At 69.8% G+C, this 19,446-nt stretch carries 24 protein-coding genes and 2 tRNA genes; 19 read left to right on the top strand and 7 right to left on the bottom strand.

Annotation, left to right across the window (positions count from 1 at the left end; all coding sequences use genetic code 11):
* From cmk to C472_RS01770, 3 genes are all read right to left on the bottom strand, one after another.
* A partial coding sequence (cmk, locus tag C472_RS01780) for a (d)CMP kinase (RefSeq protein ID WP_006628068.1) occupies positions 1-419 on the bottom strand: 419 nt, incomplete at its 3' end.
* Between the two features lie 108 nt (positions 420-527).
* Positions 528-938, bottom strand: coding sequence for a hypothetical protein (locus C472_RS01775; protein ID WP_006628067.1), 411 nt, complete (start codon positions 936-938; stop codon positions 528-530).
* Positions 928-1,968, bottom strand: a complete 1,041-nt coding sequence (locus C472_RS01770; RefSeq protein ID WP_006628066.1) for a zinc-binding dehydrogenase — start codon at positions 1,966-1,968, stop codon at positions 928-930. Before C472_RS01770 ends, C472_RS01775 begins: the two co-directional genes overlap by 11 nt.
* A gap of 300 nt (positions 1,969-2,268) precedes the next feature.
* Between C472_RS01770 and C472_RS01765 the strand changes: the two genes are divergently transcribed.
* The 13 genes from C472_RS01765 (at position 2,269) to rpsB (ending at position 8,505) form a co-directional block, all read left to right on the top strand.
* Positions 2,269-2,354 (top strand) — tRNA-Ser (locus C472_RS01765).
* A 56-nt stretch (positions 2,355-2,410) separates the two neighbouring features.
* On the top strand, positions 2,411-2,932 hold the full coding sequence (locus tag C472_RS01760; RefSeq protein ID WP_006628065.1) for a 30S ribosomal protein S13: 522 nt from the start codon (positions 2,411-2,413) through the stop codon (positions 2,930-2,932).
* On the top strand, positions 2,929-3,456 hold the full coding sequence (locus tag C472_RS01755; RefSeq protein ID WP_006628064.1) for a 30S ribosomal protein S4: 528 nt from the start codon (positions 2,929-2,931) through the stop codon (positions 3,454-3,456). The genes C472_RS01760 and C472_RS01755 overlap by 4 nt, the downstream gene beginning before the upstream one ends.
* A 4-nt stretch (positions 3,457-3,460) precedes the next feature.
* Positions 3,461-3,853, top strand: a complete 393-nt coding sequence (locus C472_RS01750; protein ID WP_004595254.1) for a 30S ribosomal protein S11 — start codon at positions 3,461-3,463, stop codon at positions 3,851-3,853.
* 1 nt (position 3,854) lies between these two features.
* Positions 3,855-4,607: a DNA-directed RNA polymerase subunit D gene (locus C472_RS01745; protein ID WP_006628062.1), complete on the top strand. Its 753-nt coding sequence runs from the start codon at positions 3,855-3,857 to the stop codon at positions 4,605-4,607.
* A gap of 149 nt (positions 4,608-4,756) precedes the next feature.
* Positions 4,757-4,841, top strand: a tRNA-Leu gene (locus C472_RS01740).
* Between the two features lie 39 nt (positions 4,842-4,880).
* Entirely contained in the window at positions 4,881-5,234 is a 354-nt protein-coding gene (locus C472_RS01735; protein WP_006628061.1) for a 50S ribosomal protein L18e, read from the top strand.
* A complete protein-coding gene (locus C472_RS01730) occupies positions 5,231-5,680 on the top strand; it encodes a 50S ribosomal protein L13 (protein WP_006628060.1) in 450 nt (149 codons plus the stop codon). Before C472_RS01735 ends, C472_RS01730 begins: the two co-directional genes overlap by 4 nt.
* On the top strand, positions 5,674-6,072 hold the full coding sequence (locus C472_RS01725) for a 30S ribosomal protein S9 (protein ID WP_006628059.1): 399 nt from the start codon (positions 5,674-5,676) through the stop codon (positions 6,070-6,072). Before C472_RS01730 ends, C472_RS01725 begins: the two co-directional genes overlap by 7 nt.
* A gap of 12 nt (positions 6,073-6,084) precedes the next feature.
* A complete protein-coding gene (locus C472_RS01720) occupies positions 6,085-6,279 on the top strand; it encodes a DNA-directed RNA polymerase subunit N (protein ID WP_006628058.1) in 195 nt (64 codons plus the stop codon).
* A gap of 3 nt (positions 6,280-6,282) precedes the next feature.
* A complete protein-coding gene (locus C472_RS01715) occupies positions 6,283-6,459 on the top strand; it encodes a DNA-directed RNA polymerase subunit K (protein WP_006628057.1) in 177 nt (58 codons plus the stop codon).
* Positions 6,459-7,661, top strand: coding sequence for a phosphopyruvate hydratase (gene eno, locus C472_RS01710; RefSeq protein WP_006628056.1), 1,203 nt, complete (start codon positions 6,459-6,461; stop codon positions 7,659-7,661). Before C472_RS01715 ends, eno begins: the two co-directional genes overlap by 1 nt.
* 16 nt (positions 7,662-7,677) lie before the next feature.
* Positions 7,678-8,505: a 30S ribosomal protein S2 gene (gene rpsB / locus C472_RS01705; RefSeq protein ID WP_006628055.1), complete on the top strand. Its 828-nt coding sequence runs from the start codon at positions 7,678-7,680 to the stop codon at positions 8,503-8,505.
* Positions 8,506-8,592: 87 nt separating this feature from the next.
* Here the strand turns inward: rpsB and C472_RS01700 are convergent, their stop codons facing one another.
* Positions 8,593-8,937 (bottom strand): DUF4870 domain-containing protein, encoded by a 345-nt coding sequence (locus C472_RS01700; RefSeq protein WP_006628054.1) that lies wholly within the window; start codon positions 8,935-8,937, stop codon positions 8,593-8,595.
* Positions 8,938-8,962: 25 nt separating this feature from the next.
* Positions 8,963-9,556 carry a mechanosensitive ion channel domain-containing protein gene (locus tag C472_RS01695; protein ID WP_006628053.1) on the bottom strand — a complete coding sequence of 198 codons (594 nt, stop codon included), beginning with the start codon at positions 9,554-9,556 and terminating at the stop codon, positions 8,963-8,965.
* Between the two features lie 130 nt (positions 9,557-9,686).
* Between C472_RS01695 and mvk the strand changes: the two genes are divergently transcribed.
* The 5 genes from mvk to yqeC all read left to right on the top strand — a co-directional run bounded on the left by mvk (position 9,687) and on the right by yqeC (position 13,771).
* Positions 9,687-10,703 carry a mevalonate kinase gene (mvk, locus tag C472_RS01690; protein ID WP_006628052.1) on the top strand — a complete coding sequence of 339 codons (1,017 nt, stop codon included), beginning with the start codon at positions 9,687-9,689 and terminating at the stop codon, positions 10,701-10,703.
* Complete coding sequence (locus C472_RS01685) at positions 10,700-11,479, top strand: isopentenyl phosphate kinase (protein ID WP_006628051.1); 780 nt, start codon at positions 10,700-10,702, stop codon at positions 11,477-11,479. The genes mvk and C472_RS01685 overlap by 4 nt, the downstream gene beginning before the upstream one ends.
* 45 nt (positions 11,480-11,524) lie before the next feature.
* Complete coding sequence (locus C472_RS01680) at positions 11,525-12,568, top strand: Mrp/NBP35 family ATP-binding protein (RefSeq protein ID WP_006628050.1); 1,044 nt, start codon at positions 11,525-11,527, stop codon at positions 12,566-12,568.
* On the top strand, positions 12,565-12,957 hold the full coding sequence (locus tag C472_RS01675; protein ID WP_006628049.1) for a hypothetical protein: 393 nt from the start codon (positions 12,565-12,567) through the stop codon (positions 12,955-12,957). Before C472_RS01680 ends, C472_RS01675 begins: the two co-directional genes overlap by 4 nt.
* An 82-nt stretch (positions 12,958-13,039) precedes the next feature.
* Positions 13,040-13,771: a selenium cofactor biosynthesis protein YqeC gene (gene yqeC, locus C472_RS01670; protein WP_006628048.1), complete on the top strand. Its 732-nt coding sequence runs from the start codon at positions 13,040-13,042 to the stop codon at positions 13,769-13,771.
* Between the two features lie 4 nt (positions 13,772-13,775).
* Here yqeC and C472_RS01665 read toward each other — a convergent pair whose 3' ends face one another.
* A complete protein-coding gene (locus C472_RS01665) occupies positions 13,776-14,381 on the bottom strand; it encodes a hypothetical protein (protein WP_006628047.1) in 606 nt (201 codons plus the stop codon).
* A gap of 174 nt (positions 14,382-14,555) precedes the next feature.
* Here C472_RS01665 and fdhF point away from each other — a divergent pair, with 174 nt between their 5' ends.
* Positions 14,556-16,739 (top strand): formate dehydrogenase subunit alpha, encoded by a 2,184-nt coding sequence (gene fdhF / locus C472_RS01660; RefSeq protein ID WP_006628046.1) that lies wholly within the window; start codon positions 14,556-14,558, stop codon positions 16,737-16,739.
* Positions 16,740-16,777: 38 nt separating this feature from the next.
* On the opposite strand, the gene C472_RS01655 is transcribed toward fdhF, so the two are convergent.
* The gene (locus tag C472_RS01655) at positions 16,778-19,411 is read right to left on the bottom strand and encodes a methyl-accepting chemotaxis protein (protein ID WP_006628045.1); all 2,634 of its coding nucleotides are present in this window, start codon (positions 19,409-19,411) and stop codon (positions 16,778-16,780) included.
* Between the last annotated feature and the right edge of the window lie 35 nt (positions 19,412-19,446).

The following is a 19,446-nucleotide window of genomic DNA, read 5'->3' as shown; positions in this document are numbered from 1 at the left end:
TTGTAGTACTCCTCGTACCGCTTGCGCTCGGAGGCCTCGCGGCGCTCCGTCTCGGTTCGCGCGCGGTCGACCGGCTTCGACTCGCGCTCGGCGATCCGCTCCGCGCGGACCGAAAGCGGGGCGTCGAACCAGAACCGGAAGTCCGCGTGGTCGGCCGCGAGCCAGCCGGCGAGCCGGGATTCGAGGACGACGTCGTCGCGCTCGACGGCGATCTCGCGGAGCCGGCGGTCGAGGTCGCGGTCGATCTGCGGGTCCTCCTCGGCGAACTCGTTGAACTCGACGGGCGTCATGTCGCGTTCGGCCGCCATCTCGCGGAAGATGTCGCCGCCCGAGACGTGCCCGAGACCGAGCGCGTCCGCGAGCTGGACGGCGTTGGTACTCTTCCCGCTCCCCGGCGGGCCGGAGACGGTGATCAACATAGCCTCACTCCGCGGGTGTCGTTCAAAACCGTTGTCGTTCGCCCTCGCGCGGGACCGGCCGGTGAGCGGGCGGCCGCCGGGCGAGAGCGGTTCACGTCTTGCCGTCCCTCACGCCTCGTCGTCCGCAGTCGCGGCCGTCATCGACCAGACCGCGACGAGTCCGAGGAGGAGCGCGGGGACGAGCGGGAGCGCGAGGTACGTCGCGAAGAACGTGAGACCGAACGCGCCGGCGGCGTACGGGTAGACGTAGATGATCCCCGGGATCACCAGCACGCAGGTGAACAGCACGGCGGTCAGCGCCCACCCCTTGCGGCCGAAGCCGTCGGCCGTCGGGTCGTCGGTCGACGCCGTCCCGTTCCGCGGGCCGTCGCCGGGGTCGGGCGCGTCGCGGTCGCGGACGCTGTCGGTCGCGGCGTCGTCCGTCCCGCCGTCGCCCTCGGTTCCGGGGACGTGAACGTAGCCGCCGTCGGTGGTGCCGTCGGCGGCCTCGTCCGCGCCGGCGTCGGTCTCAGAGCTCACTGTCGGGCTTTACGACCACTTTGCCAAAGCCCTCACGGTTCTCGATCATCTCGTGTGCGCGCGCGGCCTCGCTCATCGGGAGGATCTCGCGGACGCGGGGTTCGAAGGTGCCGTCCCAGACCAGTTCCAGGACGTCGTCGACCTCGCCGGGCGTCGCCATCGTCGAGCCGAGCACCGACAGCTGGTTCCAGAAGATGCGGTTGAGCCCGGCACCGGGGTTCCCGCCGGTCGTCGCCCCGCAGGTGACGAGTCGGCCGCCCTTCGCCATCGACTTCAGCGAGTCCGGGTAGGTGGCCTCGCCGACGTGGTCGACGACGACGTCGACGCCGCGTTTGCCGGTACGGGCGCTGATCTCGTCGGCGAAGTCGTTCGCCTCGTAGTCGATGACGTGGTCCGCGCCGCAGTTCTCGGCGTGCGAGAGCTTCTCTTCGGTCGAGGCGGTCGCGAACACCTCACACCCGGCGTGGTCGGCGATCTGGACGGCCGCGTGGCCGACGCCGCCGGAGGCACCGAGGACGAGCACCTTCTCGCCCGCCTCGATGTCGGCGCGCGTGTGGAGCATGCGCCACGCGGTCTGGAAGACGAGCGACGCGGAGCCGGCCACTTCCCAGTCGACGCCGTCGGGGACCGGAACGAGGTTCGCCTCGGGGACGACCGCCTTCTCGGCGTGGACGCCGCGGACGTGCTCGCCGATGATGTGGAAGGAGACGCAAAGCGACTCCTCGCCGTTGCGACAGAACTCGCAGTTCCCGCAGGAGACGCCGGCGCTCACAGCGACGCGGTCGCCCGGCTCGAAGCGCGTCACGCCCTCACCGACGGACTCGACGACGCCCGCCGCGTCGCTGCCGGGGATGTGCGGCATCTCCAGGTCGATGCCGGGCATCCCGCGTCGCGTCCAGATGTCGAGGTGGTTCAGCGCGCCCGCCTTGACCTCGATCACCACCTCGCCGCGACCCGGTTCGGGGTCGGGGAACTCGCCGTACTCGATCACGTCGCGGTCGCCGTGGTCGCCGAACTGAACGGCCTTCATGTTCGGTCCCTCCCGCGGGACCTACTAAACAGTACGCCTCACGGAACCCGACGGCGCGACGCGTACCGGATCCGACGGCGCGACGCTTCCGAGGTCCGACGATGCGACGCTTCCGAGGTCCGACGCGACCGGTTCGGCACTGCCGGCTCGTCGTCCCGAGGGCGTCGACGACGACCGTGGGAACTCCCCACAGCGACCCGACCGATTCGTGATGTTTAAGTACTGAAAGCGGGAGGTAACGAACGCACGAACTGTAGGGGCGTCGGGCCCCGAGTCCGCGAGGGCGATGATACAACGCGGGTTGCGGTAGCCAAGCCTGGCCCAAGGCGCAGGGTTGCTAACTCTGTGGCGTCACTGCCTCCGGGGTTCGAATCCCCGCCGCAACGCTCGAACGGACGAGTACCGCCGGATTCGCGCCGGTAGGGCTCACCACAACCAACACATGAGCACGGAAGAATCACAGGACGACTCGCCGGAGGAGGAGGAAGACCTCCAGTACTTCGTTCGGATCGGGGGCGCGGACCTCGACGGGACGAAGACGGTCGAGCGAAGCCTGTCCGAACTCGACGGCATCGGCACGCGCACGGCGCGGCTGGTCGCCGAGAAGGCCGACGTGGACCGAAGCGCCACGTTCGGGCTCCTCGACGAGGAGGACATCGACGCGGTGGTCGACATCGCCGAGAACCTCGAAGACCACGTCCCGTCGTGGATGACGAACAGACAGAACGACTTCTTCACCGGAGAGACGACGCACCTCGTCGGCACCGACGTCGACGAGAAGCGCCGCCACGACATCAACCGGATGAAGATCATCGAATCGTACAAGGGCGTGCGTCACAAGCGCGGACAGAAGGTCCGCGGCCAGCGCACCAAGTCCACGGGTCGCTCGGAGGGGACCATCGGGGTCAACGTCGAGGAGATCCGCGAGGAGATGGCCGACAACGAAGGCGGTGACGACGAATGAGCACCGGGAAAAACACCAAGGGCTACGAGACGCCGAACCACCCGTACCAAGGCGAGCGCATCGCCGAGGAGTCCGACCTCCTCTCGCGGTACGGTCTGAAGAACAAAGAGGAGTTCTGGCGCGCCCAGTCCGAGCTGCGCAACATGCGCCGGGAGGCCCGACGGCTGCTCGGCGAGGCGCAGGGCGACGTCGACGCCGCCCAGGACGCCGGCGCGGAGTTCGTCGCACGGCTCCGCCGCATCGGCATCCTCGGCGACAACGACGACATCTCGACGGTCCTGTCGCTCGACGTGACCGACCTCCTGGAGCGTCGCCTCCAGACGGTCGTCTACCGCCAGGGATTCGCCTCCTCGACCCAGCAGGCCCGCCAGTTCATCGTCCACGGCCACATCACCGTCAACGGCGCTCGCGTCACGCGCCCGTCGGTGAAGGTGGACGTCGACGACGAAGGTGCCATCGCCTTCGACGAGAACAGTCCGCTCGCGGACGATCTCCACCCCGAGCGCGCGGAGTCACAGGAGTAACATCATGAGTGAATCCGAAGACGGAGGAAAGTGGGGCATCGCCCACGTGTACGCGTCGTTCAACAACACGCTCATCACGGTCACCGACGAGACGGGTGCCGAGACGATCGCCAAGTCGTCCGGCGGCACCGTGGTGAAGCAGAACCGCGACGAGGCGTCGCCGTACGCCGCCATGCAGATGGCGGAGGTCGTCGCCGAGCGCGTCAAGGACGCCGGGCTGGAGGGCGTGCACGTTCGCGTGCGCGGCCCCGGCGGCAACCTCAACAAGTCCACCGGTCCCGGTGCGCAGGCGACGATCCGCGCGCTCTCGCGTGCGGGCGTCGAGATCGGCCGGATCGAGGACGTCACGCCCATCCCGCACGACGGGACGAAGGCACCGAAGAACAAGCGAGTCTGACATGACCGAAGACGAATTCGACGTCCAGTACGTCGAACGGGACGAACGCAGCGCGCGGGTGCTCATCCGCGGGCTCACGCCGGCGCTCGCCAACGGCATCCGCCGGGCGATGATCGCCGACGTCCCGACGTTCTCGATCGACACCGTCCGGTTCGTCGAGAACTCCTCGGTCATGTTCGACGAGATGATCGGCCTGCGTCTGGGGCTCATCCCCCTGACGACGCCGCTCGACGACTTCGAGGTCGGCGACGAGGTCACACTCGCGCTCGACGTCGAGGGGCCGGCGACGGCGTACTCCGGCGACATCGAGTGCAGCGATCCGCTCGTCGAGGTCGCCGACGACAACGTGCCGATCATCGAGCTGAAGGAGGGACAGCGGTTGGAGTTCGAGGCCGACGCGGTCCTCGACACCGGCAAGGAGCACGCCAAACACCAGGGCGGCGTTTCCGTCGGCTACCGCCACCTCCAGCGCGTCACGGTCGAAGGCGACCGCGGCGAGTTCGACGACGACGAGCCGAACATCCTCCGCGGCGTCATCGAGACGCCCGACGGGGAGATCGAGCTCACGGACGACTTCGACAACGACCTCTCGGAACGGTTCCCCGGGAAGGAGGTCGCGGTCGAGGACGTGCCGGGCGCGTTCGTCTTCCACATCGAGACGGACGGCTCGTTCGACGTCGAGGAACTGCTGCTCCGCGCGATCGACACCATCGAGGAGCGCGCGGACGAACTACAGACGAAAGTCGCGGTATAAGGAAATGACGGCCCTTCGAACCAACCCCCTGACCGTCGCCCCCGTCGACAGCCGCCGGCCTGCCTCGCTCGCCGAGGCGGCCGCCGCGCCGTCGACGGACGGCGGGACCGAAAGTGGTTTGAAGGGAGCCGGAATACGAAGGAGTGCACGCAGGGATAGCCAAGTCAGGCCAACGGCGCAGCGTTCAGGGCGCTGTCCTGTAGAGGTCCGCAGGTTCAAATCCTGCTCCCTGCACTCCGTTTTCCACGAACTCTCCGTTCAGGAGGGACAGCTATGAGTAGCAAGACGAACCCGAAACTACAGAACCTCATCGCCGATCTGAAGTCGGTCTCGCGAGATTCCGGTGCCAACGTGTGGCAGGATGTCGCCGATCGACTAGAGAAGCCACGGCGCACGCACGCTGAGGTCAACCTGGGCCGCATCGAGCGGTACGCTCAGGAAGACGAGACGGTCGTCGTCCCCGGCAAGGTGCTGGGCAGCGGTGTGCTCGAAACGAACGTCACCGTCGCCGCGGTCGACTTCTCCGGGACCGCCCGGACGAAGATCGACCAGACCGGCGAAGCGGTGACGCTGGAACAGTACGTCGAACAGAACCCGGAAGGAAGCAACGTGAGGATCATCCGATGAGTCTCGCGAAGATAGACGCGGACGTCGTCGTCGACGCCCGCGACTGTATCCTCGGTCGCGTCTCCTCGGAGGTCGCCCAGCGCGCCCTCGCCGGGGAGACCGTCGCCGTCGTCAACGCCGAGCGCGCCGTCATCACCGGCAACGAGGAGGCGACGATGGAGACGTACCACAAGCGCGCGGAGCTCGGCTCGGACAGCGGGCCGTACTACCCCAAGCGCCCCGACCGCATCTTCAAGCGCGCCATCCGCGGTATGCTACCGTACAAGTCCGAGGACGGTCGCGAGGCGTTCTCGAACGTGCGCGTGTACGTCGGGAACCCCTACGAGCGCGACGAGGACGTCGAGAGCGTCGTCCTCGACGGCACGTCGCTCGACCGCCTCTCGAACATCAAATTCACGACGCTCGGATCGATCTCCGAGTCTCTGGGAGCCAACGTCACATGGTAACGAACACCTCAGGCAAGAAGAAGACGGCCGTCGCCCGCGCCACGGTGCGCGAGGGCGAGGGTCGCGTTCGCATCAACTCCCAGCCAGTCGAGCTGGTCGAACCGGAGCAGGCGCGGCTCAAGATGCTGGAGCCGTTCCGCATCGCTGGCGAGGACCTCCGCGACGGCGTCGACATCGACATCGACGTCGAGGGCGGCGGGTTCAGCGGCCAGGCCGACGCGACGCGGACCGCCATCGCGCGCGGTCTCGTCCAGCACCTCGGCGACGCCGAGTTGCGGGACGCGTACATGAGCTTCGACCGCACCCTGCTGGTCAACGACGTGCGCCAGTCCGAACCCAAGAAGTGGGGCGGACCCGGCGCGCGCGCTCGCTACCAGAAGTCCTACCGCTGAGGTGATCCAGTCATGATGATCCCCGTCCGGTGTTTCACGTGCGGCAACGTCGTGGGTGAACACTGGGAAGAGTTCAAAGAGCGGGCTCGCGAGGGCGACGAAGACCCCGGCGAGGTGCTCGACGACCTCGGGGTCGACCGCCACTGCTGCCGGCGCATGCTGGTGAGCCACCGCGACCTCGTCGACGTCGTCTCACCGTACCAGTAATCCATGTCAGGACAGCGATACAACCGATACGAGAAGGCACGCATCCTCGGCGCGCGAGCGCTGCAGGTGTCCTACGGGGCACCCGTGCTGATCGACACGGACCAGACGGAGCCGATCCTCGTCGCCGCGGAGGAGTACGACGCGGGCGCGCTCCCCTTCACGGTACGGAGGGAGAGCTGATGACGCGGATCACGAGCGTCTCGCTGCGTCGCGTGCTCGACTCGCGGGGCAACCCGACCGTCGAGGCCGACGTGCTCACCGAGTCCGGCGGCTTCGGCCGCGGTGCGGCCCCCAGCGGGGCCTCGACCGGCGAGTACGAGGCGATCGAACTGCCCGCGAGCGAGTCGATCGCGAAGGCCCGCGAACACGCGGTGCCGCGCCTCGAAGGCGTCTACGCGGGCGACCAGCGGGCGGTCGACAACGCCTTGCGCGCCGCCGACGGGACGGACGACTTCTCCGCCATCGGCGCGAACAGCGCCGTCGCCATCTCGATGGCGGCCGCGAAGGCCGCCGCCGACGTGCTCGGCGCGCCGTTATACCAGCACCTCGGGGGCGCGTTCCGCGGCGAGAACTTCCCCGTTCCGCTCGGCAACGTCGTCGGCGGCGGGGAACACGCCAAGGAGGCGACCCACATTCAGGAGTTCCTCGCCGCGCCCGTGGGCGCGCCGAGCGTCTCGGAGGCCGTCTTCGCGAACGCCGCGGTCCACGCGGCGGTCGCGGACGTGCTCGACGAGCGCGGCGTCCCCGCGGCGAAGGGCGACGAGGGCGCGTGGGCACCCCCGATCTCGGACGCGGAGGCGTTCGAGGTCGTCGACGAGGCGGTCGACCGCGTCGAGGACGAAGTCGGATTCGAGATCCGCTTCGGGCTCGACATGGCCGCCGCCGAGCTGTACGACGACGACCGAGAGGCGTACGTCTACGGCGACGAGACGAAGTCGGCCGACGAGCAGATCGAGTACGTCGCCGGCCTCGTCGACGAGTACGACCTCGCGTACGTCGAGGACCCGCTCGACGAGAACGACTACGAGGCGTTCGCGGAGCTGACCGACCGGGTCGGCGACCGGACGCTGATCTGCGGCGACGACCTGTTCGTCACCAACGTCGAGCGGCTTCAGGACGGGATCGACGCGGGCGCGGCCAACAGCATCCTGATCAAGCCGAACCAGATCGGGACGCTGTCGGACGCGTTCGACGCGGTCGAACTCGCCGCCCGCAACGGGTACGAGACGGTTATCTCGCACCGCTCGGGCGAGACCGAGGACGCGACCATCGCACACCTCGCCGTGGCGACCGACGCCGGCTACATCAAGACCGGCACGGTCGGCGGCGAGCGAACGGCCAAGCTGAACGAACTGGTCCGCATCGCGGACGACGCGGTATGACGGACCGACACCACGCATGAGCGAAGACAACGACGCGGTCGAACTCGACGACGACGCGGAGACCGAGGCGGTCGACGCGGCGGTCGAGGAGGAGGCCGACACGACCGAGGAACCGACCGCCGACGCGGCCGCCGAGGGGGCGTCCGCCGACGCCGAAACTGGGACCGCCGACGCCGAGAGCGCGGCCGCCGACGCGGCCGCGGACGAGACCACCGAGGAGGAGGACGCCTCCCCCTTCGACGACGACGTCATGCCGGACGACGACGTCGACCTGCTGATCCCCGTCGAGGACTACCTCTCCGCGGGTGTCCACATCGGGACCCAGCAGAAGACGAAGGACATGGAGCGGTTCATCCACCGCGTCCGCGACGACGGGCTGTACGTCCTCGACGTGAGCCTGACGGACCAGCGGATCCGCACGGCCGCGGACTTCCTCTCGAACTACAACCCCGAGCAGATCCTCGTCACGTCCTCGCGGCAGTACGGCCGGTTCCCGGCCGAGAAGTTCGCGGACGCCATCGGGGCCCGCGCCCGCACCGGCCGCTTCATCCCGGGCACGCTGACGAACCCCGACTACGCCGGCTACATCGAGCCGGACGTCGTCGTGGTGACCGACCCGATCGGCGACGCGCAGGCCGTCAAGGAGGCCATCACCGTCGGCATCCCGGTCATCGCGATGTGCGACTCCAACAACCAGCTGTCGAACGTCGACCTCGTCATCCCGACGAACAACAAGGGTCGCCGCGCGCTGTCGGTCGTCTACTGGCTCCTCGCCAACGAGACGCTCGACCGCCGCGGGGCCGACACCGTGTTCGCCCTCGAAGACTTCGAGGACGAACTGTAGGCGGTCTTCGACGTCGAGTTCGACTTTTCGAAGCCGTCCCGACCGACCAGCGGCCGCGCTCTCGGCGAGCGCAATCGGTCGGGGACCTCACACCACGTCGATAGTGAGCGGGTAGCTCCACGCCTCGCCCTCGGACGCCTTCACCGCGGCGACGACGACGAACACCGTGTCGAGGAGTCCGAGGATCGGCAGGATCAGGAAGCCGACGAACAGGAACACCAGCGCGAGCGCGACAAACGAGTAGACCGAGAGCCATATCTGCCAGTTGAGGGCGTTCCGCGCGTTCTCCTTGACGAACGCGTCGTCGGTGACGACGTAAACGACGAGCGGTCCGACGACCCATGTGAACAGCGCCAGGAGGTGCGTTATCGCCGCCAGGGTGGTGTCGCCCTTGGCCCCGTCGGCGTCGAACCGTTCCGATGTTGCTGCCATGAGGAGGCGATCCGCGCCGCGGTATTTAGGTGTTCGCCGCGCCGGCGTCGGTCGACTCGTCTACCGGATCGTCGGCCGGCCCCTCGGGCACGTCGTGGGTCCAGCGCGGCTCTATCTCGCGGTTCGCCAGGACGACGCGGTCGCCGGCGTCCGTGTCGATCCGCGTCTTCCGGAGTTCGATGGCGGCGACGGTCCCGGTCACGCCCTTCGCCTCCACGCGGTAGCCGACGTTGAAGTCGGGATCGCGGAGGAGGTAGACGCCCGCGACGGTGTCTTCGATCATCTCGGAGAGCGCGTAGGAGACGCCGAGCGCGATGAAGCCGACCGCGGTGCCGAGGCTCGCCGCGATGTCGCCCATCCCGAGGACCTTCAGGAACGTGAGCGCGACGCCGAACCACAGGAAGACGGCGACGAGCGTGACGATGAGGTCGCCGACCAGTTCGCGGTCGCCGACGTACACTCGGGCGATCGACGAGCGGACGACCGCGAGGACGACCCTGACCGTCGCGTACGCCAGCGCGAGGAACACCAGCCCCGAGAGCAGTCGCGGGATGGCGACCGCCAGCCCCTCGACGAAGTTCGTGAACGACTGTCGCAACAGCGACGGGAGCGCGGGCATGGCCCGCACGACGGCGGCCGCCGGTGAAAAGCTGACGGGGACGGACGGATTCGCCGTCCCGCGTCCGCTCCCCGCCGCGGCCGACCCCGCAAGCGCAACGCCTGTAAGCGCGGGGAGAGAGGTGACTCGTATGACCGTTTGCGAAGCGCCGGGGAAGGTGTACCTCTTCGGCGAACACGCCGTCGTCTACGGCGAGCCGGCCGTGCCGGCGGCCATCGAGCGGCGCGCCACGGTGACCGCCGAGCCCCGCGACGACGACCACGTGCGCGTGGAGGCCGAGGACCTCTCCTTGGACGGGTTCACGGTAGAGTACTCCGGCGGGACCGGGGACCGACCGGACGTCGACGTGCCGACCCCGCTCGTCGAGGCGGCGATGGGCTACGTCGACGCCGCGGTCGAGCAGGCGCGGGCGGCGGCGGACGCCCCCGAGGCCGGCTTCGACATCACCGTCGAGAGCGACATCCCGCTCGGGGCGGGGCTGGGGTCGTCGGCGGCCGTCGTGGTCGCGGGGATCGACGCCGCGACCCGCGCGCTGGGCGAGCCGCTCGACCGCCGCGAACTCGCCGACCGGGCGTTCCGGGCCGAGTACGACGTTCAGGACGGGCAGGCCTCCCGCGCCGACACGTTCTGCTCGGCGATGGGGGGCGCGGTCCGCGTCGAGGGCGACGACTGCGAGCCGATCGACGCCCCGAACCTCCCGTTCGTCGTCGGCTTCGACGGCGGCGCGGGCGACACGGGCGAACTCGTCGCCGGCGTCCGCGAACTGCGGGCGGAACACGAGTTCGCCGCGGACACGGTGGCGTCCATCGGGGACCTCGTCCGGACGGGCGAGGGGCTGCTCGCCGAGGCCGACGCCGACGCGGAACCGGAGCCGGCGCTGCTTGCCGAGCTGGGCGAGCTGATGGACTTCAACCACGGGCTGCTCGCGGCGCTCGGCGTCTCCGCCCGGTCGCTCGACGCGATGGTGTGGGCCGCGCGGGACGCGGGCGCGCACGGCGCGAAGCTCACCGGCGCGGGCGGGGGCGGCTGCGTCGTCGCGCTCGACGAGAGCGACGCGAGCGAGACCGCCCTCTCGTTCACGCAGGGCTGCGAGGAGGCGTTCCGCGCCGAGCTGGCGACGGAGGGCGTCCGGGTGGTGGAGCCGTGACGGACGCCCGAGCGGGGTCGGATCCCCCCGTCGTCCTCAAGCTCGGCGGGAGCCTGATCACCGAGAAGGACCGCCCGGAGACGCTGGACGAGGCGGGGCTCGACGCCGCCTGCGACGCCGTCGCCGACGCGCTCGCGGCGGGCGCGGTCGACCGGCTCGTCGTCGTTCACGGCGGCGGGAGCTTCGGCCACCACCACGCCAGCGAGCACGGCGTGTCGACGACTGAGGGGACCCGCAACGCGGAGGCGGTGGCCGCGGTCCACGGCGCGATGAAGCGGCTGAACGCGCGCGTGTTAGAGCGGCTCCGCGAGCGGGGCGTCCCCGCGGTCCCCGTCCACCCGCTGTCGCTCGCGGCGCGGGCCGAGGGGGCGGACGGGGATCTCGACCTCCCGCTCGGATCGACGGCGACGCTGCTCGGCGAGGGGTTCGTCCCCGTCCTCCACGGCGACGGCGTCGCGACCGCCGGCGACGGGGTCACGGTCGTCTCGGGCGACGAGCTGGTCGTCGAGCTCGCGACGGGATTGGGCGCGCGGCGCGTCGGCGTCTGTTCGACGGTCTCCGGCGTCCTCGACAGCGACGGGAACGTGATCCGCGAAATCGGCGAGTTCGCGGCGGTCGCGGACGCGCTCGGCGCGAGCGACGCGACGGACGTCTCGGGCGGGATGGCCGCGAAGGTGCGGGAGCTGCTCGGGCTCGACGCACCGGCGTACGTGTTCGGCGGCGACGGCTTGGGCCCGTTCCTGCGGGGCGAGGACGCCGGAACCCGGATCGACTGATCGGGTGACAGAACCCTTATTCGAACCACGGCCCTCCCCACTGGCATGAACGAATCGGACGTGCGGGAGCGGCTCGCAGACGTGCGGGACCCAGACCTCGGAGACGACATCGTCTCGCTCGGGGTAGTGAACGATATCGATCTCGACGACGGGGCGGGGACGGTTCACGTGTCGCTGGCGCTCGGCGCGCCGTTCTCGCCGACCGAGTCGTCGATCGCCGACGACGTGCGAGACGCGCTCGACGACACGGGACTCGACGTGGAGCTGTCGGCGTCGATCCCGGACGACCTCTCGGCGGACGAGCAGGTGCTGCCGGGCGTGAAGAACGTGATCGCGGTCGCCTCCGGGAAGGGGGGCGTCGGCAAGTCGACGACGGCGGTCAACCTCGCGGCCGGGCTCTCGGAGCTGGGCGCGCGCGTCGGCCTGTTCGACGCCGACGTGTACGGGCCGAACGTCCCGCGGATGGTGTCGGCCGAGCAGCGCCCGGAGACCGACGGCGAGACGATCGTCCCGCCCGAGCAGTTCGGCCTGAAGCTGATGAGCATGGACTTCCTCACGGGCGAGGACGACCCCGTCATCTGGCGCGGCCCGATGGTCCACAAGATCATCACGCAGCTCGTCGAGGACGTCGAGTGGGGCGAACTGGACTACCTGATCATGGACCTCCCGCCGGGGACCGGCGACACCCAGCTCACGATCCTCCAGACGCTGCCGCTGACCGGAGCCGTGATCGTCACGACCCCGCAGGACGTCGCGCTCGACGACGCGACGAAAGGGCTCCGGATGTTCGGCAAACACGACACGAACGTCCTCGGCATCGCGGAGAACATGTCCGGGTTCAAGTGCCCCGACTGCGGCGGGTTCCACGAGATCTTCGGCTCCGGCGGCGGGAAGGCGCTCGCCGCCGACCACGACCTCCCCTACCTCGGCGGCGTCCCGCTCGACCCGTCCGTCCGGACCGGCGGCGACGACGGCGAGCCGATCGTCTTAGCGGAGGGCGAGACCGCGGACGCGTTCAAGGTGATAGTCGAGAACGTCGCGGACAACGCCGGCGTGGTCCAGCGCCGGAAGGTGTCGCGGGGCCGATGACCGACACGGACGACGGGCCGAGCGCCGCCGGGGGGAGCGACGCGGAAGGAACCGACGCCGAAGGGAGCGACACGGAAGGAACCGACGCCGAAGGGAGCGACGCCGACGGGGACGGTCCCGAGGACGCCCTCGCAGCCGCCGGCGTCGACCCGGTCGTCCCGGACGGCGTCGACGGGGGCGAGTTCGCGGACGACGAGGCGGTCCGGGCGTTCCTGCGCGAGGTCGCCGAGGACGTCCGCGGGGACAGTTCGGAGAGCAAGCAGCTCTCGGCGGTGCTGTACCGCGTGTCGGACCTGTACGACGAAGCCGAAGAGACATCGCCGGAGGAGATCTACCTCAACGTCCGCCACATCATGCGGATCAAAGCAGAGGGCGGACTGCGCCGCTGAGACGCCTCGGGGGGTCCGCGGGAGTCCTCGACGCGCGAACGCGACCGCCAGAGTGAGGCCCGTCGCGGTCGAACGGCCGGGCATGGACCTGACGACCGCGCTCGACGCCCGCGACGCGACCGTCTGCGTCGTCGGCGCGGGCGGGAAGAAGTCGACGCTGTTCGCGCTCGCCGACCGGCTCGACCGGGCGGTGGTGACCGCGAGCGTCCGGATACCGATCTTCGACGACCGGGTCGCCGCGGTGCGCGTGACGGAGGACCCGGTGGCCGCGGTCGAGGCGGCCGGAGACGGCGACTGGCCGCTCGGGCTGGTCCCGGAGCGAGAGCGCTCGGACCGGTACCTCGGCTACGACACCGACACCGTCTCCGAGATCGCCGACGCCGCTCCGGGCGCGACGCTCGTGAAGGCGGACGGCGCGCGCCTCCGGGAGTTCAAAGCGCCGGGCGACCGCGAGCCGCAGATCCCGTCGGCCGCGGACGTGGTCGTCCCGATCGCGAGCACGCACGTCGTCGGCGAACCGCTCACCGAGGACCTCGTCCACCGACCGGAGGAGGTCGCGGCGATCACCGGCCGCGAGATCGGGTCGAAGATCCGGCCCGCGGACGTCGCGACGGTGCTCGCTAGCCCGGCGGGCGGGCTGAAGGGCGTCCCGAGCGACGCGACCGCGATCCCGGTCGTGAACAAGGTCGACGACGAGGCGGACGCGACCGCGGCCCGGAAGATCGCGGGGGAGATCCAGTTCCGCGCGAACGTGCCGCGCGTCCTTCTCACGCGCCTGATCGCGGACGATCCGGTCGTCGAGGTCGTCGAGTAGCGGGCTACGGGGACTCCTCCGGAATCCCCTCGAACGACCGCCAGAGCGCCCGGTACAGCGTCCACGCGTCGACGCCGGCCCGATCCATCACGGCCCGACAGGCGTCGTCGAACTGACGGTAGTCGCCGGTCGAGGGAGGGTCCGGGTACTCGCCGTCGAGTTCGCCGGCCGCGGCCAGCACCGCCCACGTCCGCCGGTCGACCGCGACGAACCGCGACGGGGCGAGGAACTGGAGGAACGCGGACGCGACCGCGACGTCGACGCCGGCGAGCGCGGTGAGGGCGTCGAGCGCGGCGTCGGCATCGCCGTCGGTCGGGTCGGACTCGGCCGCTCCCGCCGTCTGGACGGCCGCGTCGATCGCGTCGACCACGTCGTCGAACGCGTTGCTCCGGAACGCCTCCTCGCGCTCGCGCCGCTCCCGGTCCGGATACTCGCCGAGGTACCGGCGGAAGTACCACCGGACGACCCACTGGGCGTCCCGCCGCCCGTACTCGTCGCCGGCGAACGCCCTCGGGACCGTCTCGACGTGCTGGCGCTCCACGCCGTACAGCGGCTCCCGCTCCGCGTACTCGCGGGCGCGGGCCCGGACCGTCGGCTCGCTCAGTTCCATCGGCCGCCGGTACGTCGGCGGCCGGAATGAACCTTCGTCTCGGCGGGGCCGCCCGCGTCGTGGTCCGGGGCCGCGCTCGACGGCGTCGACTCCGAGCGGAGATGGACCACCGGTACACTCATGGAGTCCACGACGGATCGTGCGGTATGTGCCCACAGGAGGGCGGTGAGACCGATGCCCAGTGAACCGGGAGACGCGACGAAGACGATCTGTCCGTACTGCGGCGTGGGATGCGGGATCCGCGTACTGGAGGGGGACGACCCGGGCGAGATGCGGTTCATGCCGTGGGGCGACGCCCCCGTCAACGAGGGGAGCGTCTGTATCAAAGGTGGGGCGGCGACGCAGGTCGTCGACCACGAGGACCGGCTGACTGAGCCGCTGATCAGGGAAGACGGCGAGTTCCGCGAGGCGACGTGGGACGAGGCGCTGACGAGGGTCGTCGACGAGATGGAGGGGATTCGCGCGGAGCACGGCCCCGACGGGATGGGCTTTTTCGGCTCCTCGAAGACGTTCAACGAGGAGAACTACCTCATCCAGAAGCTGGCGCGGCGATACGGCACGAATCAGGTCGACAACTGTACGCGGATGTGTCACGCCTCCACCGTCTGGGCGCTGCGGACCAGCCTCGGGATGGGCGCGATGACCAACAGCATGGCCGACTTAGAGGACGCCGCGGACGTGCTGTGGATCCAGGGCGCGAACCCGGGCGAGCAGCACCCGATCGCCAACAGCCAGTACTTCCGACAGGCCGTCTTGGAAGGCGCGACCGTCATCCAAGTCGACCCGCACGCGAACAAGACCACCCGGTCGTTCGAGATCGACGACACCGACCGGCACATGCACCTCCAGTTGAAGCCCGGCACCGACATCCCCCTCCTGAACGTCGTCCTGAAGACCATCTTGGAACGACACGAGGCGGAGCCGGACGCGGGCTGGATCGACGAGGCGTTCGTCGAAGCGCGCACCGAAGGGTTCGACCACCTGAAGGAGACGCTCGCGGACTTCGACAAGGAGGCGGCCGCCGAGGAGTGCGGTGTCCCCCTCGAAGCCATCGAACTCGCCGCCGAGAAGTACGCGATGGCCAACGACGCCGCCATCTTCACCGGGATGGGGATGAGCCAGCACACCTGCGGCGTCGACAACGTCCAAAACGAGATCAACCTCGCGCTGATCACGGGGAACCTCGGTCGCCCCGGCACCGGCGTCAACCCCCTGCGGGGACAGAACAACGTCCAGGGGACCTGCGACGTGGGCGCGATGCCGAACGTCCTCCCGGGGTATCAGCTCGTCGACGACGACGAGGCGCGCGAGAGCGTCGAAGACGTGTGGGGCTTCGAGATACCGTCCGAGCCGGGACTGACGAACGTGGAGATCTCCCACGCCATCGGCGACACCGTCCACGGGCTCTACGTCATGGGCGAGAACCCGATCATGAGCGAGCCGGACGGCAACCGGACGGAAGAGCGGTTCCGCGAGGAGCTCGACTTCATGGTGGTCCAAGACATCTTCATGACCGAGACCGCCGAGCTCGCGGACGTGGTCCTCCCCGCGACGACGTGGGCCGAGCGCGACGGCACCGTCACCAACACCGACCGTCGCGTCCAGCGCATGCGCGGCGTCCACAAGGTCCACGAGAACACGCGCCACGACCTCGACATCCTCTGTGAGGTCGGGACGCGGCTGTTCGAGGGGGACGAGGAACGACGTTCCTCGGAGAACCGGGCAGAGCCCGGTGGAGCCTTCGCCTTCGACGGCCCCGAGGAGGTGTTCGAGGAGCTGCGCGAGGTCTGTCCGATCATGCACGGGATGACCTACGACGCGCTCGGCGAGACGGGGATCCACTGGCCCTGCTACGAGGAGGGCGACGAGGGCGACTCGTTCCTCTACGAGGACACCTTCGAGACCGAGAGCGGGCTCGGCCGCATCGAGGGCGTCGTCCATCAGGAGCCGAAGGAGGTCCCGGACGAGGAGTACCCGCTCGTGTTGACCACGGCGCGGCTCGAAGAGCACTACAACACCGGGACGATGAGCCGGCGCTCGCCCACGCTCTCGAAACAGCACCCGGAGAACTTCGTCGACGTCCACCCGAACGACGCCGAGCGGTACGGCATCGAGGACGGCGACCGCGTGAACCTCAAGTCACGGCGCGGGGAGATCTCGGTCCGCGCCGACGTCACCGAGGACATCAAGGAGGGCGTCGTCTGGACCACGCCGCACTTCGCGGCCGCCTCCGCGAACCGGCTCACCAACGACGTGCTCGACGAGCGCTCGAAAATCCCCGAGTACAAGGCCGCGTCGGCCGAAATCGAGGTCGACATCGAGCCGGCGGGCGACGAGGCGGCGTCGGCGGACGACTGAGGCGTCGCCCCGTTTTCGCACCCGCTCGGGAGTTCGGATCAGTCGTCGCCGGGCGCGGCCTCGCCGTCGTCGACTCCGCCGTCGGCCGCCGTTTCGCCGGCGTCGGTCGCGGCGGCGTCCGCGTTCGCGTCGGCGTTCGGGGTCGCGGTCTCGACCGCGTCGTTTTCGGTCGTCTCGCCTTTAGCCGGGTCGTCTCCGTCCGACTCGACTCCGACAGCGTCGGCGTCCACCGACTCGCCCTCAACCGCGTCGTTTTCGGCGGCGTCCGCGGTGTCGGCGTCGTCACCAGCCTCCGCGGCATCCGGACCGAACTCGAACCCGGTACCGGCGGCCGCCTCCGACGGTTCGTCGGGATCGGCTTCGGCGTCCTCGGCGTGGGCCACGTCCGCGACCGCCGACTCGGCGGCCGCCGCCTCGCGCGCCTCGAACTCGTCGGCGAGCGCGCGGAGCTCGTCGGCGCGGTCGGAGAGCGACTCGGCGCTCGTCGATATCTGACCGATCGCGGCCGTCTGCTCCTCGGCGGCGGCGGAGACGTTCTGCGCCTCGCTCGCCGTCTCGACGCTCACCTCGGCGACCTCGTCGATCATCGAGACGGCCTCCTGGGTCGACTCCGCCTGCTGGTCGGTGGCGTCGTTGATCGACTGGACGCCCGCGTTGGCGTCCTCCACGTCGGCGACGATCGATTCGAGCGTCTCGACGGTCTCCTCGACGACCGCCCGGCCGGCCTCGACGTCGTCCTCCATCGAGAACAGGCCGTCCGCGACCGACTCGGTGGACCCCTCGACGCCCGCGATCAGCTCCTCGACCTCGGTGGTCGCCTCCGCGGTCTCCTCCGCGAGGTCTTTCACCTCGCGGGCGACGACCGCGAACCCCTCGCCGGCCTCGCCCGCGCGCGCGGCCTCGATCGAGGCGTTGAGCGCGAGGATGTTCGTCTGCTCGGCGATGTCGTCGATGAGTTCGACCACCTCGCCGATGCGCTCGACCTCGTCGCGCAGGTCGCGCATCTCGTCGACGGTCTGGCCGACCTCGTCGTCGATCCGGTCCATGCGCTCGATCGCCGCGCCGGCCTCCTCGCGGCCCGCCTCGCCGGCCTCGGCAGTCGCCGCCGACCGCTCCGCCAGCTCGTTCGTCGAGGACGCGATCTCCTCGACGGTGGCCGAGAGGTCGTCGAGCTCGGCGGCCGCGGTCGCGAGCGTCTCCTCCTGCCGCTCCGTACCGACCGAGATCTCCTCGACGCTCTCGGCGACGTCGACGCTCGTCGACTCGACCTCCGCGGCCGAGTCCGTCACCTCGGCGCTGCGCTCGTCGACCGTCTCGGCGGCGTCCTGAATGGCGACGACGAGCGCCTCCAGCCGGTCGAGCGTCTCGTTGAGCGACTCGGCGATGGCCGTCATCGCCTCGCTCTCGCTCTCCGGGTCGAGCCGGCGAGTGAGGTCGCCCTCGGCGACCGCGTCGATCGTCGCCTCGTACTCGTCGGCCTTCGTCTCTAAGTGCGCCGAGAGTTCCTCCGCCTCCTCGCGGGCCGCGGCGGCCTCGTCGGCGGACTCCTCGACCGCGGCGATCTGCTCGCGCATCGTCTCGCGGATGCGGTCGAACAGCGCCGAGAGCTGTCCGAACTCGTCGGCGCGTTCGCGGTCGATCTCGACGTCGAGCTCTCCCGCCTCGATCGCCTCCGCGTACCCGCGTAAGTCGTCGACGGAGCCGTTCACGTCGCGGACGACGAACGCGCCGACGGCGAGCAGGCCGGCGACCGAGATGCCGATCAGGACCAGCACGGTCCGCGTCACGTCGCCGACGGTGCCGTACACCGAGCGCTGCGGGGCCGCGACGACGACAGCCCACGACTTCCCCTCGACCGGTGCGGTCGCCGTGGCGAGGTCGGCACCGTCTACGACCGTCTGCTCGGCGTTCGAGACGTCGGTCGTCGTCGACTCGGCGACGTCGCTCCGGAGGTGCGAGAGCTCCTCGATGAGGAAGTAGTCGCGCAAGATCGCGTCGCTGTTCGACGCCAGCGCGACCTGTCCGGTGGCGGTGGAGACGACCTGCATGTTGCCGCCGTCCACCGGGGCGGTCAGGAGCGAGCCGCGCTCCGACAGGTCGACCGTGATCACGATCGCCTTGCCGGGCACGTTGTTGATCGGGCTGACGAACCCGAGGTGGTTCTCGCCGTCGGCCTCGTACGGCTCGAAGGATCGCACCTCGTTGGCGTGCGCGAACGCCGCCGGCCCGACCGCCCACGGCCGCTCCTCCTCGGAGAACGTCGTCCCCTCCGTCATGGGCGAGGTGCTCACGGTGACCTCGTTGCTCACCATGTTGTAGTAGTGGACGTCGACCACGTACTCGGGGAGCATGTCTGCGTTCTGCCGGAGTTCGTCGCGTATCCGTCCCTCGCTCGACGACTGGACGCCGGAGGCCGACGAGACCCGGTTCGTGTACCCGTTCATTTCCTCGAGGAAGCCGTCGATCCCCTGCGCCTCTCGTTCGGCGGCGCTCGTCATCGTCTCGCGCGCGTCGGACTCGACGCTCGCCTGGACCTGATCGACGGCGAGCGCGCCCGTGCCGAGCAACACCGTCGACACGACGATGACCGCCGCCGCGATCTTGAAGAGGTACCGGCCGCGCAGTCGATGAGAGAGACGCCGGAGGATTCCGTCTCGGTCGTCAGCGGACATGATTCGCAGTTTTCACAACCAGTGATAAACGTCGG

The organism is Halorubrum tebenquichense DSM 14210, from assembly GCF_000337415.1.
Taxonomy (GTDB): domain Archaea; phylum Halobacteriota; class Halobacteria; order Halobacteriales; family Haloferacaceae; genus Halorubrum; species Halorubrum tebenquichense.
The sequence above is the reverse complement of the archived record's forward strand: the minus strand, read 5'-3'. Positions and strand labels throughout refer to the sequence as shown.

Bases quoted from the DNA above. Each gene is read 5' to 3' on its own strand.
- C472_RS01735 (WP_006628061.1), top strand. From the start codon at position 4,881: ATGAGTAGCAAGACGAACCCGAAACTACAGAACCTCATCGCCGATCTG.
- fdhF (WP_006628046.1), top strand. From the start codon at position 14,556: ATGCCCAGTGAACCGGGAGACGCGACGAAGACGATCTGTCCGTACTGC.
- C472_RS01665 (WP_006628047.1), bottom strand. From the start codon at position 14,381: ATGGAACTGAGCGAGCCGACGGTCCGGGCCCGCGCCCGCGAGTACGCG.
- C472_RS01750 (WP_004595254.1), top strand. From the start codon at position 3,461: ATGAGTGAATCCGAAGACGGAGGAAAGTGGGGCATCGCCCACGTGTAC.
- C472_RS01760 (WP_006628065.1), top strand. From the start codon at position 2,411: ATGAGCACGGAAGAATCACAGGACGACTCGCCGGAGGAGGAGGAAGAC.
- mvk (WP_006628052.1), top strand. From the start codon at position 9,687: ATGACCGTTTGCGAAGCGCCGGGGAAGGTGTACCTCTTCGGCGAACAC.
- C472_RS01680 (WP_006628050.1), top strand. From the start codon at position 11,525: ATGAACGAATCGGACGTGCGGGAGCGGCTCGCAGACGTGCGGGACCCA.
- eno (WP_006628056.1), top strand. From the start codon at position 6,459: ATGACGCGGATCACGAGCGTCTCGCTGCGTCGCGTGCTCGACTCGCGG.
- C472_RS01745 (WP_006628062.1), top strand. From the start codon at position 3,855: ATGACCGAAGACGAATTCGACGTCCAGTACGTCGAACGGGACGAACGC.
- C472_RS01695 (WP_006628053.1), bottom strand. From the start codon at position 9,556: ATGCCCGCGCTCCCGTCGCTGTTGCGACAGTCGTTCACGAACTTCGTC.
- rpsB (WP_006628055.1), top strand. From the start codon at position 7,678: ATGAGCGAAGACAACGACGCGGTCGAACTCGACGACGACGCGGAGACC.
- C472_RS01730 (WP_006628060.1), top strand. From the start codon at position 5,231: ATGAGTCTCGCGAAGATAGACGCGGACGTCGTCGTCGACGCCCGCGAC.
- C472_RS01675 (WP_006628049.1), top strand. From the start codon at position 12,565: ATGACCGACACGGACGACGGGCCGAGCGCCGCCGGGGGGAGCGACGCG.
- C472_RS01720 (WP_006628058.1), top strand. From the start codon at position 6,085: ATGATGATCCCCGTCCGGTGTTTCACGTGCGGCAACGTCGTGGGTGAA.
- C472_RS01700 (WP_006628054.1), bottom strand. From the start codon at position 8,937: ATGGCAGCAACATCGGAACGGTTCGACGCCGACGGGGCCAAGGGCGAC.
- C472_RS01655 (WP_006628045.1), bottom strand. From the start codon at position 19,411: ATGTCCGCTGACGACCGAGACGGAATCCTCCGGCGTCTCTCTCATCGA.
- yqeC (WP_006628048.1), top strand. From the start codon at position 13,040: ATGGACCTGACGACCGCGCTCGACGCCCGCGACGCGACCGTCTGCGTC.
- C472_RS01715 (WP_006628057.1), top strand. From the start codon at position 6,283: ATGTCAGGACAGCGATACAACCGATACGAGAAGGCACGCATCCTCGGC.
- C472_RS01755 (WP_006628064.1), top strand. From the start codon at position 2,929: ATGAGCACCGGGAAAAACACCAAGGGCTACGAGACGCCGAACCACCCG.
- C472_RS01770 (WP_006628066.1), bottom strand. From the start codon at position 1,968: ATGAAGGCCGTTCAGTTCGGCGACCACGGCGACCGCGACGTGATCGAG.
- C472_RS01725 (WP_006628059.1), top strand. From the start codon at position 5,674: ATGGTAACGAACACCTCAGGCAAGAAGAAGACGGCCGTCGCCCGCGCC.